The sequence below is a fragment of the Sporosarcina sp. ZBG7A genome, assembly GCF_000813425.1.
Classification (GTDB): domain Bacteria; phylum Bacillota; class Bacilli; order Bacillales_A; family Planococcaceae; genus Sporosarcina.
On record NZ_JWIB01000007.1, the window covers coordinates 73,375 to 85,535 of the forward strand.

The window sequence follows — 12,161 nt, forward strand, 5'->3', positions numbered from 1 at the left end:
TAGTTCTCCCTTATCCGACATAGTCGAGTGTTTTTCCATTTTTAATGACTGTATCGATGGTTCCCCCGCCAAGGCATTCATCGCCATCGTAAAAGACGACAGCTTGACCTGGTGTAATTGCACGTACCGGAGTGTCAAATACAACTTCAGCAGTTGTCGGTCCTGTCATTTTAACAGAGACACCCGTATCTGCTTGGCGGTATCTGAATTTAGCTGTGCATTTGAACTCTTCAGGTAAAGTCCGTGCAGTTGTGAAACTCACTTCAGTCGCTGTTAAACTTTCCGAATAGAGCGCATCGTGGTGGAAGCCTTGTCCAACCAATAATGTATTGGATTTAAGATCTTTCCCAATCACGAACCAAGGCTCTCCAGAACCGCCGATACCAAGACCGTGACGTTGTCCGATTGTATAATACATCAACCCGTCGTGACGACCTTGTTTCTCACCCGTCATCGTTTTCATATCACCTTGTTGAGCTGGTAAATAATTAGAGAGAAACTCTTTGAAGTTTCTTTCCCCAATGAAACAAATACCTGTAGAGTCTTTTTTCTTAGCCGTAGCAAGACCTGCTTCTTCCGCAATTTCACGAACACGACTCTTTTCCATGTCACCGATTGGAAACATAACTTTAGACAATTGTTCTTGGTTCAGTTGGTTCAAGAAATACGTCTGATCCTTATTCGTATCTACACCACGAAGCATAGCAACGCCATCTTCCGTTTCAGCAATCCGGGCGTAGTGTCCTGTTGCTAGGAAGTCTGCCCCAAGATTCATCGCATGCTCTAAAAATGCTTTGAACTTAATTTCTTTGTTACACATTACATCTGGATTCGGCGTTCTACCTGCTTTGTATTCATCCAAAAAGTACGTAAATACTTTATCCCAATATTGTTGTTCAAAATTGACTGCATAATAAGGAATACCAATTTGGTTACATACGCTAATGACATCTTCGTAATCCTCGGTTGCTGTGCAAACACCAAACTCATCCGTGTCATCCCAGTTTTTCATAAAGATCCCTATGACTTCATAGCCTTCTTGCTTCAACAGATAGGCAGCGACAGACGAGTCTACGCCACCTGACATCCCTACTACGACTCTTGTATCTTTTTTTGCTTTATCTATTCTCATTTATCATTCATTCCTTTTAGGTGTTATTTCACTGTACGTTTGACGATGAGTGCGATCCGTTCAGCCGCTTGTTGTATATCTTCTTCTGATAAACCATATCCAAAACTGAAACGGACAGAACTTCTAAGACGTGGTGATTTTTCTCCGAACATCGCAAGCAAAACGTGAGAAGGCTCTAATGAACCGGCTGTACAAGCAGAACCGCTGGACACGGATACGCCTTCTAAATCTAAATTGACGAGCAAAGATTCAATATCTGTTCCCGGAAGGTAAACATTGAAAATATGTGGAAGCACTGGCGTCCCTTCTTCAATAGTCGGTTCATATGCTACCGCCGACTGTTGGAACGATTCCCTCATAATCGTTTGATACGACGTATAGCGTACCGCATTTTCAAGTTGTTCATCAGCAGAAAGTTGGACAGCTTTTGCGAATGCAACGATTGCAGGAACATTTTCAGTTCCCGCCCTACGTTTACGTTCCTGTGAACCTCCATGCATAATTGGAAAGGAGTCTACCCCTTTACGCTGATAAAGGAAACCAACGCCTTTCGGACCGTTCACTTTGTGGGATGAAACCGACAATAAGTCAACATGTAACTCGTTCACATTGATAGGAAGAACTCCATAAGCTTGGACAGCATCTGTATGGAACAGTGTTTGATGATCTTTTAACAGTTCGCCTATTTCTCCGATTGGTTGAATTGTGCCCACTTCGTTATTGCCATACATGATTGTAACGAGGATTGTATCCTCACGCAGTGCTTCAGTAACTTGTTGAACAGTCACTTGCCCATTGCGGTCCACCGGCAAATACGTCACGTCAAACCCACTTTTTTCAAGCGCTTCACACGTTGTTAATACCGCATGGTGCTCAATCGTCGTGGTAATAATATGTTTTCCGAGATGTCTTCTACTCATTGCAGTTCCAGTGACGGCCAAGTTATCCGCTTCCGTCCCACCTGAAGTTAAAATGATTTCACTCGGTTCAGCATGAATTGAGCGAGCAAGTTGTTGCCGCGCATCGTCCACACTCTTTCTCGCAGCTCTCCCATGACTGTGTACACTGGAAGGGTTTCCAGGAACTGTTTGCATCGTTTCCATATATATATCTGCGACTTCTGGCCGTATAGGTGTTGTCGCTGCGTGATCTAAATAGATAGGTGTTTTCATGCTTTTAACTCCTTTAAATATAAAACATATAACCGTCTGATTTAGGTTGGTTTCTTTCAGATTGTATTAAGTCCTCGATTGTTGTTGTGTCTAGTACTTCCCGAACAGCCTCGCTGATTTTCATCCAAAGCGATTGTTGTGGAATATCAGATTCTTCAAGTCCTTCTACTAGTTGGATCGGACCTTCAAGAAGACGGATGACATCCCCTGCCGTCATTTCACAAGGTTCTTTTGACAGTTTGTACCCACCATAAGCCCCTCTGATACTCTTCACCAGACCACCATTTCGAAGCAATGGGATAAGTTGTTCCAAATACGCTTCTGACAGTGTCTGTTCTTCCGCTATTTTCCGTAACGGAACTGGACCTTCTCCGTATCGTTTGCCAAGTTCGACAATAATGGTTAGTCCGTATCTTCCTTTTGTTGATATTCTCATAAGACATCGTCCCTTTTTTTGAAATTGCTTCCGATAGTATATCATATTCGAACACTCGGCTTCCTTGAAATGACTTCAAGCTACTGCACATGTATACTTATCTCTAGAACACTTTTGAATGGAAGTAGGGATACCATGCACAACGAACCTCTAGCATTTAGAATGCGACCGCGCACGATTGACGAAATTGCTGGTCAACAGCACGTCATCGGCCAAGACACGGCGCTTTATCGGATGATTACAAATGGACACGTACCCTCAATGTTACTTTACGGAGAGCCGGGTATTGGAAAAACTTCTCTTGCCTACGCGATTGCAGGCTCTACGGATTTAACATTCATTCCATTAAACGCAACGACTTCAGGAAAAAAAGATATTGAACGTGTTGTAGACGAAGCTAGAATCACTGGGAAAGTCATTTTGTTTTTAGATGAAATCCATCGTTTTAACAAACTCCAGCAAGATACTCTCTTACCGCACGTTGAAAATGGATCGGTTGTATTGATAGGTGCAACAACAGAAAATCCATTTCATGATGTCAACCCAGCCATCCGCTCCAGATGTGGTGAAATTCTACAGTTGCAGAGGCTTGAAAAAGAAGATTTACTCGTCTTGCTAGATAGAGCGCTAAACGACGAAACCCGTGGACTTGGGAAGCAGCAAATTGAGATTTCAGATGAGCAAATCGAAAAAATTGCTGAAGGAGTCAATGGGGATGCTCGTAAAGCACTAACATTACTCGAATCACTTATTTCTGCATCAGACGAAGAAGATGGAAAAGTCATTATCGAGGATTGGCTGATTGATAACTTGATTGGACGAGTTGGGGTTTTTGGTGATAAAAACGGTTCTCATCATTATAATTTGCTATCTGCTTTGCAAAAATCCGTCAGAGGCAGCGATACGGATGCTGCACTTTATTATTTAGCACACTTACTCGAAGTTGGAGATTTGGTCTCTGTCAATCGCAGGCTGCTTGTAATGGCTTATGAAGATGTAGGGCTTGCTGCACCAGAAGTCGGTCCACATGTAGCTGCTGCAACGGATGCCGCCATCCGATTGGGGTTGCCTGAAGCACGAATTCCACTCGCGAATGCTGTCATCGAAATGTGTCTCGCTTCCAAATCCAACTCCGCTTACAAGGCATTAGATGCTGCCATTGCTGCGATTCACCAAGGGAAAACCGGTGATATCCCAATGCATTTGCGTGATACACATTATGCTGGCGCTGAAAAGTTAGGACATGGCGGATACATCTACCCACACGATCACCCGATTGGCTCTTTCGGTGGTTGGGTAAATCAGTCGTATTTGCCGGACTCCATCGCTAACCTCCAATTTTACACGCCTGTTTTAGCAGGTGAAGAGAAAAAATCGGCAGCTATTTATGAACGATTAAAAGAGTTCAGAAAGAAAAAGTGAACGATAAGTTAAGGGAGATGACGGATGCATGTCAACAAACCAGACAGCAAGCGAAGCACGTAGAGTCCAAATTCTCGAGCTATTGAAACAAGCTGATACACCTATGACAGGAAAAGAAATCGGCGAACGCACAGGAGTCAGTAGGCAAATAGTGGTTGGAGACATTAATTTGTTGAAAGCTGTGGATGAACCGATTGTTGCAACAAGTAGAGGATATTTATACATGAATGACCCCGAAAGTGCTGGCCAAATCGAACGAATTGTGGTGTGTCAGCATGCTGCAAACCAAACCGAAGAGGAACTGACTATTTTCGTGGATCACGGTGTGACTGTTAAAGACGTTCGGGTGGAACATCCTGTATATGGTGACTTAACTGCCTCAATTATGGTTGCGAATCGCATGGAAGTGAAAGAATTCCTCGACAAGATTACAGCATCGAATGCTGCCTATCTATCTGCTCTATCTGACGACTTTACACACTTACATACCGTGATGGCAGATAGTGAAAAACAGCTCGATCAAGCTTTTGAAGCATTAAGAAAAGCAGGCATCCTCGTTGAGTGATGCCTGTTTTTTATGCAATCGGCTTTATAAGGATAGACCTGTTTCAATTTCCAATTGTCTAACAAATTGTTTCATGAATTGATGACGATTTTCTGCAAGTTGTTTTCCTCGTTCTGTGACCATTAAATCTTTTAACAAAAATAATTTTTCATGAAAATGTGTAACGGAAGCCGTTTTTTTCGATCGGTAGTCATGTTCTGACATGCTTGTGCGTATACTCTCTGTCGGGTCATATATTTTACGGCCTTTCGCACCGCCGTAAGCAAAAGTGCGTGCAATACCAATAGCTCCGATAGCATCCAATCGATCTGCGTCCCGAACGATGGCACCTTCAGGAGAATCTATTTCTTTTGAATTGCCACCGCTGAATGATACTGATTCAATTGTAGCTAATACGAGTTCAGTAAGATCTTGCGGCACAGCTAAGTCCTTCAATATTTCCGCAGCGGAAGTACCGGTGACTTCTGCATACTTTGGATCATCAATATCATGCAGATAGACCGCCAACTCGACCGCTGTCCGATTCACGCCGTCCATTTCTTCCATAATTTCATAGGCATTTTGCAAAACTCGTAAAATATGGTCAAAATCATGACTGGCATCAAATTTTTTGTATATTTCTTGCGTTACTATCGCACACTGTTCACTGTATGTCATTTTCAAGATCACACCTTTTTTATATTTTCCAAAAATCTGATAGTGCGTTTGACCTTCATAAAAGGTTGCGGTATAGTAAACTTAACCATGTTTTAAATGGGAAGACATCTAACGCCGAGGAGGAATAATTATGTACCACGGTAAAGTCAAATGGTTCAGTAATGAAAAAGGGTACGGTTTCATTGAAGCGGATGACGGACAAGATGTTTTCGTCCATTTCACAGGCATCACAGCAGAAGGATTCAAAACGCTGGATGAGGGACAAAATGTCTCTTTTGAAATTATAGAAGGTAATCGTGGTCCTCAAGCGGCAAATGTTTCTTCGACCGACCGATGATCGCTCGTCATTATATGTAAAGATCCCTCTGATCTAATCAGTGGGATCTTATTTCATTAATTTATTCATTTCAGACCCAAGAAAGCGAAGTTGGTCGCCCACAGTGCATTCCCGTATACAAAACTTGTGTGCTTCCGTCTTACCACGTTCTTGTGTCAAATGCTTTTTCACTAGACATCCTTCACAATACATATCAAGTAGTTCATCAATTTCAGAAATAACAGTAGTTTTTTTCATAAGTCACTCCCATCAGACCTTAAAGTAATTGTAAGTTTTCTTACGTAAGGATGCAACTAAACAGGAGGCACATTCACATGATTGAATTATATACAGACGGCGCAAGTGCAGGAAACCCCGGAAAAAGCGGGATTGGTATTTATATTACAGGCGAAGGTCACTCCATTAAGCTCTCAGAACCGATTCCACCGTGTGATAACCATTCAGCGGAGTTTCTAGCGCTCATAAGAGGATTAGAGGAAGCTACTAAGTTAACGTCTGGAATTCTTTCTGTCAAAAGTGATTCTCAACTCGTGGTGCAAGCCGTAGAAAAAGAATTCGTGAAAAATGACCTGTATAAACCCCACTTAAAAAAAGTACTCGAGCTCACAAAGAACTTCGAGTACTTTTTCATCAAATGGATTGCAGATGATACGAATCGGGCAGCAGATGCGCTCGCTCGCCAAGCGATTCATAAGCAGCGATGAATCTCTTCCTATTCAACTTTCATAAATGTCACTTTTCGTTCACCGTCATTATATAACACCCATTCTTTGTTATCGACAACTGAACCTACGTTTACCGTCACGGATTTCTGAGGAAGCTCGATCGGCTCAAAGAATTGAAACTTCTGCTCCTCACCTTCTACAGTCCATGATGATTTGTGTGTATGACCGTGTACCACAAGAGGTTCACCTTGCGTCACCTCTTGTGGAGGCAACTCATTGTACGGCCATTGGTGACCGTGAATAAGCAAAGCATCACCGATTCTCATTCGTTCCGGTAGTTGAGAAATCATTTGCAATAACGGATCAGTTGACCGGGAAATGAGGAGGATCCGCTCTTCCTGATTCCCTCTGATTGAAGGAAAGTCAAGAAGTTGTTCGAACCCAACTGGATTGAGCATGACCTCGCTGAGTAGCGGATAGGTCGTCCCATCCAGTTTTTTCTTACCAATTGTGCATTCGAACAAATCTCCAACACCGACTATCTTTGCATCCGGAGCTACCTTTTCAATTTGCTCAAGCACCATTTTCAATTCGTCTAAAGAGGAGTGGATATCACTAATAAATGCTACCTTCACAGCGAATCATCCTTTTTAAAAGCTCCTGTTTCAACCGCTAGGTCTCCACCAGAAATCCAATCACTATAACTTCCTGCATATAACCTGACATTAGAATACCCTTTTTCCGTCAGCATGGCGTAAAGAGGTGCTGCAGTCACACCACTCCCACAATAGACGGTAATCGCTTGTTCATGATTGGCCATCTTTTCTAATCCATTAACTGCCTCACCCGACGTTTCAAAGCGTCCATTCTTAGTTAACTGGGCCCAGTCAAAGTTTTGTGCTCCTGGAATGTGACCTGCTATTGCATCCAGTGGTTCATGCTCTCCACGGTAACGTGCGGCTGCCCTTGCATCTAGCAGTAAGTTCTCACCATTTGCTTGCACTAGGTTCTTCACATCTTCTTTTGACGCTAAAATGGATTCATTCCACTCTGGTTCTACTGTTGAGCGTTCAGGAGTCACAACACCGGCATCTGTTGGAAAGCCAGATTCTACAAGCTCCTTATAGCCTTCCAGAGAAATGTACACATTTTTAAATCCTCCATATTGCAACATCCACCATGCACGAGCAGCGAATGGCTCTCCTCCATTATCGTAAATGATGATTTCGTCCTCCAAATGGAGACCACTCTTGCGATATAGCTCAGTTAATGTTTCGTGATCAGGCAGAGGATGCCGTCCGCCACTTTTTTGCATATCCGACAAATCATTCTCAAGATCCCAATGGATTGCATGTTGAATGTGACTTTGACTATAGAGATTCACTCCCATTCCAGGATCTTGAAGAGAGAATCGTGCATCAATCCATTTACGCGGTTGGTCACTATTTTGTCCCACCATAGATTTGAATACATTCACTTAAACCAGCTCCTTCTGTTGAAGTTGTCCATATATCGTCCGCCACTCAGACAGCTGCTCATGACTTTCCAAAAGACTCCGTTCACCTTCTAGTTGAGCCAACGTTTCTGTTAATAAATGATCAGTCAATGCGGCTGCAGAATCGTCAATCCAATTGTTGGTCCATTCTCCTAAACGTTGCTGTTCTTGCTCTAAATAGGTTGTCGCATCTTTCTTCAGTAGTTCTGTCAATTGCTCTTGAAGCGCGTTCCGATCACCTTTTTCAAAGAACGACTTCGCATTCTTAAAGTGTCGATTCACTGCACTATATCGTTCTATCTGTTCGAATGGAGCAACAAATTTTAACATTTCTGCATCCTTTGAATCGAACGGAGAAGGAGACAGCGCACTATCCATTTCAGCTAGCCAACGCTGTTCAGTCCGTTGTCGTGCATCAACTTGTTTCTTCATAAACGTCAGCATTCGTAAATTTGTCACTTTAAGTTCTTGTGCAAAGTCAAAGCCTGTCATTCCTATGGTTTCTTCTAGTGCTAAACGAAGTGCTTCTGAAGCTTGGTGACGAACAAATAACGACGGTGTATAGCCTTCTTTGAAGAAATCGGGGAATCTAAGAAATACTCGTTGATGGATGTAGAAAATAAGTTCCCTCAACTCTTCTTCAACGGCTTTTTTAAGAACTGGTGCAAAACTTGAACTATAATGTTCCTTTACACGTTGTTCAAAAACAGTAAGTTCCTCTAATCGTTCTGCTTTCCGCTCACGATTTTTCTCAGTTCGATCAATGAGGTCAGCTAGACGTTCGACCGTTTTCATAGTCTCTTCATCCAATGCTTGAACGGCTAATGCATTTAAATCATTTTCTAAAAACGAATAAAAACGAGTTTCAAAGGCATTCATTTTCGACTCGGTTTCACCTTGTTGCTTTGCTTCAAGTGCTTGCAAGCTAGAGATTCCATGAACGCGTGGGTTTCGAATTCCGAATTTCACAAGTTCCTCTGCTACAAATCCTTTTACTTCCTGTGCTTCCTCCTCATTTGCAGCCAAGTCGATCGCATTGACTACAAAGAACATCTTGTCCATTTCAAACGCATCTTTCACACGTCCAAGCTGGATTAAAAACTCACGGTCCGCGCGTGAAAATGCATGATTATAATAAGTGATAAACAAAATCGCATCGGCATTTTTAATATACTCAAACGCTACGTCTGTATGTCGGGCATTTATCGAATCGGCACCCGGAGTATCCACTAAGGTAATCCCTTGGCGTGTCAGTTCGCAGTCATAATATAAGTCGATCGACTCGACAAAACAACTGCGTTCCTCTTCGGCTACAAATCGGACAAACTCATCTCGCTCGGCAGTCAAGACAGTGCCAAGCATATCACGATATGTTGGGTAGCCTGCTTGGAATGCACGTATAAACGATTTATGGATATGAAGTGATTCTTCAACTAGTTCTAGTTGTAATGCTTCTTCTGCACGTTTAAAAGCTTCTTCAAGTGTTGAAATGGATAAACCAAGCATTGCGAATGCGTCCACCGTATCTTGAGTCAATTGCTCACGCGCTTTAAAGTGAATATCCGCCGTTCCATCAGCATGTACGTCAGAAGTCGGTCGGATCCGGTTAATGGCTGCAGTTGTCGGATTTGGAGAAACAGGTAATACCGCTTCGCCAAGCAACGCATTTGAGAAAGATGATTTACCTGCACTGAACGCTCCAAACAATGCCACTGTAAACTCTTGCTGTTCCAACCTTTTCGATTTAGATTTCAAGTATACAGAGAGCTCTTTAAACCCTGGAATGTGAACTACTTCATCTGCCACTTGTTGCGCACGCTTGACGATGAGTTCATGATCCCCATTGAACATTTCCTCATTTTGTTCCTGAACGCTGAGATCTTGCTTAGTTTGCTCCTGGATTACTTCAGTTTCTTGCTGTTGTTGTACATCGAGGATTTCAGGCTCAGATTGAGCTCTCCATTCTTCTTTTAAACCATCCAATGAGGCTAGTTCCTCTTTCGACCATTCATGTTGCTGACCAGATTCAAATAATTGAAGGTTTGTAGTACGTGATTTGACGAGGCGGATTGCAGCTAACTTCAGCTCTGAATCGTTAAGTTCTTTTTGCAATCGTACGGAAGCACTCTCGCCTTCGCGCTTCGCCACATCTGATACCCGGACTTTCCAATCGTCTGTTTTCCTCTTGTAAACGTTCAGGACCGCTTCACGCATTTGACTTGCCGCATTTAAAATCAGCTCGCCAGTCAAAATATCCGGCGTTGTCAAAGTAGAAGCAATCTCGCTAAAACGAAATGCCAGATCCATTTCATCGATTTCTAATGATCGTTCATCGGTTAACAAGCCCGCTTGTTTCAGTACGTTTTTCATAAGTGACCGAAGATGTATCTCAATTTGAGTATGGGCTAACTTTTCTAATGACTCACTAAGCGTCTGAAGTCTCCGATCTCGTTCTTCCTGTGTCTTTTTGGCACTAAAGAAAAGACCGACTTTAAAATGACTCGTTTGCGACTCTAAATACTCTTTTAGCAACTCTCTCGTTTCATAAGGAGTCAGGGTAGCACTTTGTAAAAGTTCTTTTCGCTCTTTCTCGAAGTGCAGATGGAAAGCATCTCCATGCATGAGCGATAGTCGCATGTGAAGCTCTTCAGCTTCTAGTTCAAGTTCATTAGTTTCAGACCATTCTTCATCCGCAATCTCAGGATGAGTATCAATTGTTTCTTTAATCTCTTCTTTTAAAAAGTCAATATGCTCTGCAGTTAACTGCGCGAGAGCATTTTGCGCATTCCGCTCAAAGTGTTCATCACGGTGCTCAATCGAGCCATTCACGATCTCCTTCACTGCGTCAAAGTCATTACCTACTAAATCACGCTGTTTGAGTGACGTGAAAAAAATCCCTTTCGGCTTAACACCCCAAAGAGAAAACGAGTGCCGGACAGATTCCTTGAATTCATCGAATGACAACTCATTCGAACGGTGTTTGTCAATTTGGTTGACGATTAAATAGACATTCGGATTATAGCGCATCAGTTCTTTGGTGAACCGGAAATTCAATTCAGACTGCACGTGGTTGTAGTCCATCGTATAGAACACCACATCAGCTAAATGGAGAGCAGATTCTGTCGACAACCGGTGAGCATCATCTGTTGAGTCGACACCAGGTGTATCCATCACGGAAATCCCCATGGGAAGTTTTGATGCTGTATGTCCAATTTCCAATGAAGCAATGGATGCCCCTTCTTTGCTCATCTTTTTAACAGCTTGTGAGAATCCTTCTCCAATAACTTTAACGGAAGTCCCATCTTGTCGATGTACGATTGCAAAGTCCTCTTCATCCTTATGTATTTTAACGATATTTGCGCTTGTCGGAATAGGACTAGATGGCAACAGATCCTCTCCTGTCAGTGCATTGATCATCGATGATTTACCTGCTGAAAAATGACCCGCAAATGCAATGGTGTAGTCATCTTTCACTAATTTCTTCGCAAGCATTGTAGCTTTTTGAAACCTTTCCTGATCCCCATCTTCTTGACAAAGAAGACCAAGAACTGCGGTTTCGTCTAAAAAATCTTTATGCTGAGTCATAAACACTTCGATCCCTTCTGCTAGAGCTTTGTCTATCATACCATTATTTATTGTTCACACTCTATTCATATATTCTACGTTTTTAATTATAGAAATACTCTATACAATTGACGACCCGGGTGGTATCATTGGACTATTATTACCTGCTGAAGGGGTGTCTAAATGACTGATGCAAAAACAATCCAACATATATTGAATAGTACAATCCAATCTCTAACTACAGTTATCCCTGTTAAATTCGACGTTCTCCCACCTTCTCTCACCACACAGCCGTATGAACAAAAAGAACTAAGTGTACTTATTGCACTGCTTGGTGACGTACGCGGACGACTTATTATCGATACAAACGAATCGACAATTTCACAAATTGGCGAAGCAATGTTTGGCATGACGATTGAAGGCGAAATGATCGAGTCATTTACTGGTGAACTCGGGAATATGGTCGCTGGAAATCTGTGTACCTTGCTTGAAAAGGATGCACTGAATCTGGATATTTCTCCACCAACTGTTTTAACAGGTGAGACGAAATTCTATGGTTTCCAACAAGCATTTAAATTACCACTGAATTTTAACAACGCTCCACCTTCTAATGTGTTACTGACAATAGACGAAGCTTGAAAAAGGTAATTGGATGAAGGATGAAACATACTAACAAAACAAAAAGCAACAAGGCCGACGCCCTGTTGCTTTTTGTT

13 protein-coding genes are annotated in these 12,161 nt (G+C 42.4%); 5 read left to right on the forward strand and 8 right to left on the reverse strand.

Annotated elements, in window-relative coordinates; translation table 11 throughout:
• Window positions 1-10: 10 nt before the first annotated feature.
• From mnmA to cymR, 3 genes are read right to left on the reverse strand one after another with little or no spacing between them, the layout of a single operon-like run.
• On the reverse strand, window positions 11-1,132 hold the full coding sequence (gene mnmA, locus RL70_RS01830) for a tRNA 2-thiouridine(34) synthase MnmA (RefSeq protein WP_052245727.1): 1,122 nt from the start codon (window positions 1,130-1,132) through the stop codon (window positions 11-13).
• A gap of 23 nt (window positions 1,133-1,155) precedes the next feature.
• Window positions 1,156-2,304 (reverse strand): cysteine desulfurase family protein, encoded by a 1,149-nt coding sequence (locus RL70_RS01835; RefSeq protein ID WP_039041736.1) that lies wholly within the window; start codon window positions 2,302-2,304, stop codon window positions 1,156-1,158.
• A 13-nt stretch (window positions 2,305-2,317) separates the two neighbouring features.
• Window positions 2,318-2,740, reverse strand: coding sequence for a cysteine metabolism transcriptional regulator CymR (gene cymR / locus RL70_RS01840; protein ID WP_039041737.1), 423 nt, complete (start codon window positions 2,738-2,740; stop codon window positions 2,318-2,320).
• Between the two features lie 135 nt (window positions 2,741-2,875).
• Between cymR and RL70_RS01845 the strand changes: the two genes are divergently transcribed.
• Both RL70_RS01845 and RL70_RS01850 read left to right on the forward strand, forming a co-directional pair.
• A complete protein-coding gene (locus RL70_RS01845; protein ID WP_039041738.1) occupies window positions 2,876-4,162 on the forward strand; it encodes a replication-associated recombination protein A in 1,287 nt (428 codons plus the stop codon).
• Window positions 4,163-4,190: 28 nt separating this feature from the next.
• Window positions 4,191-4,727 (forward strand): transcription repressor NadR, encoded by a 537-nt coding sequence (locus RL70_RS01850; protein ID WP_039041739.1) that lies wholly within the window; start codon window positions 4,191-4,193, stop codon window positions 4,725-4,727.
• A 24-nt stretch (window positions 4,728-4,751) separates the two neighbouring features.
• Here the strand turns inward: RL70_RS01850 and RL70_RS01855 are convergent, their stop codons facing one another.
• Window positions 4,752-5,384, reverse strand: a complete 633-nt coding sequence (locus tag RL70_RS01855) for an HD domain-containing protein (RefSeq protein WP_039041740.1) — start codon at window positions 5,382-5,384, stop codon at window positions 4,752-4,754.
• 130 nt (window positions 5,385-5,514) lie between these two features.
• On the opposite strand from RL70_RS01855, the gene RL70_RS01860 reads away from it, so the two are divergent.
• A complete protein-coding gene (locus RL70_RS01860; RefSeq protein WP_039041741.1) occupies window positions 5,515-5,721 on the forward strand; it encodes a cold-shock protein in 207 nt (68 codons plus the stop codon).
• Between the two features lie 48 nt (window positions 5,722-5,769).
• Here the strand turns inward: RL70_RS01860 and RL70_RS01865 are convergent, their stop codons facing one another.
• Complete coding sequence (locus tag RL70_RS01865) at window positions 5,770-5,958, reverse strand: zinc-finger domain-containing protein (RefSeq protein WP_039041742.1); 189 nt, start codon at window positions 5,956-5,958, stop codon at window positions 5,770-5,772.
• A gap of 77 nt (window positions 5,959-6,035) precedes the next feature.
• Between RL70_RS01865 and RL70_RS01870 the strand changes: the two genes are divergently transcribed.
• The gene (locus RL70_RS01870) at window positions 6,036-6,425 is read left to right on the forward strand and encodes a ribonuclease HI family protein (RefSeq protein ID WP_039041743.1); all 390 of its coding nucleotides are present in this window, start codon (window positions 6,036-6,038) and stop codon (window positions 6,423-6,425) included.
• A gap of 8 nt (window positions 6,426-6,433) precedes the next feature.
• On the opposite strand, the gene RL70_RS01875 is transcribed toward RL70_RS01870, so the two are convergent.
• The 3 genes from RL70_RS01875 to RL70_RS01885 are packed head-to-tail and all read right to left on the reverse strand — an operon-like array spanning window position 6,434 to window position 11,466.
• On the reverse strand, window positions 6,434-7,021 hold the full coding sequence (locus RL70_RS01875; protein WP_039041744.1) for a metallophosphoesterase: 588 nt from the start codon (window positions 7,019-7,021) through the stop codon (window positions 6,434-6,436).
• Entirely contained in the window at window positions 7,018-7,863 is an 846-nt protein-coding gene (locus tag RL70_RS01880; RefSeq protein ID WP_231567215.1) for a sulfurtransferase, read from the reverse strand. The genes RL70_RS01875 and RL70_RS01880 overlap by 4 nt, the downstream gene beginning before the upstream one ends.
• A complete protein-coding gene (locus RL70_RS01885) occupies window positions 7,864-11,466 on the reverse strand; it encodes a dynamin family protein (protein ID WP_052245734.1) in 3,603 nt (1,200 codons plus the stop codon). It lies immediately after the preceding gene.
• A 162-nt stretch (window positions 11,467-11,628) separates the two neighbouring features.
• Here RL70_RS01885 and RL70_RS01890 point away from each other — a divergent pair, with 162 nt between their 5' ends.
• Window positions 11,629-12,084 carry a chemotaxis protein CheX gene (locus RL70_RS01890; RefSeq protein ID WP_039041745.1) on the forward strand — a complete coding sequence of 152 codons (456 nt, stop codon included), beginning with the start codon at window positions 11,629-11,631 and terminating at the stop codon, window positions 12,082-12,084.
• The last annotated feature ends 77 nt before the right edge of the window (window positions 12,085-12,161 follow it).

Coding starts and splice junctions, on each gene's coding strand:
- mnmA (WP_052245727.1), bottom strand. CDS start 1,132: ATGAGAATAGATAAAGCAAAAAAAGATACAAGAGTCGTAGTAGGGATG.
- RL70_RS01835 (WP_039041736.1), bottom strand. CDS start 2,304: ATGAAAACACCTATCTATTTAGATCACGCAGCGACAACACCTATACGG.
- cymR (WP_039041737.1), bottom strand. CDS start 2,740: ATGAGAATATCAACAAAAGGAAGATACGGACTAACCATTATTGTCGAA.
- RL70_RS01845 (WP_039041738.1), top strand. CDS start 2,876: ATGCACAACGAACCTCTAGCATTTAGAATGCGACCGCGCACGATTGAC.
- RL70_RS01850 (WP_039041739.1), top strand. CDS start 4,191: ATGTCAACAAACCAGACAGCAAGCGAAGCACGTAGAGTCCAAATTCTC.
- RL70_RS01855 (WP_039041740.1), bottom strand. CDS start 5,384: ATGACATACAGTGAACAGTGTGCGATAGTAACGCAAGAAATATACAAA.
- RL70_RS01860 (WP_039041741.1), top strand. CDS start 5,515: ATGTACCACGGTAAAGTCAAATGGTTCAGTAATGAAAAAGGGTACGGT.
- RL70_RS01865 (WP_039041742.1), bottom strand. CDS start 5,958: ATGAAAAAAACTACTGTTATTTCTGAAATTGATGAACTACTTGATATG.
- RL70_RS01870 (WP_039041743.1), top strand. CDS start 6,036: ATGATTGAATTATATACAGACGGCGCAAGTGCAGGAAACCCCGGAAAA.
- RL70_RS01885 (WP_052245734.1), bottom strand. CDS start 11,466: ATGACTCAGCATAAAGATTTTTTAGACGAAACCGCAGTTCTTGGTCTT.
- RL70_RS01890 (WP_039041745.1), top strand. CDS start 11,629: ATGACTGATGCAAAAACAATCCAACATATATTGAATAGTACAATCCAA.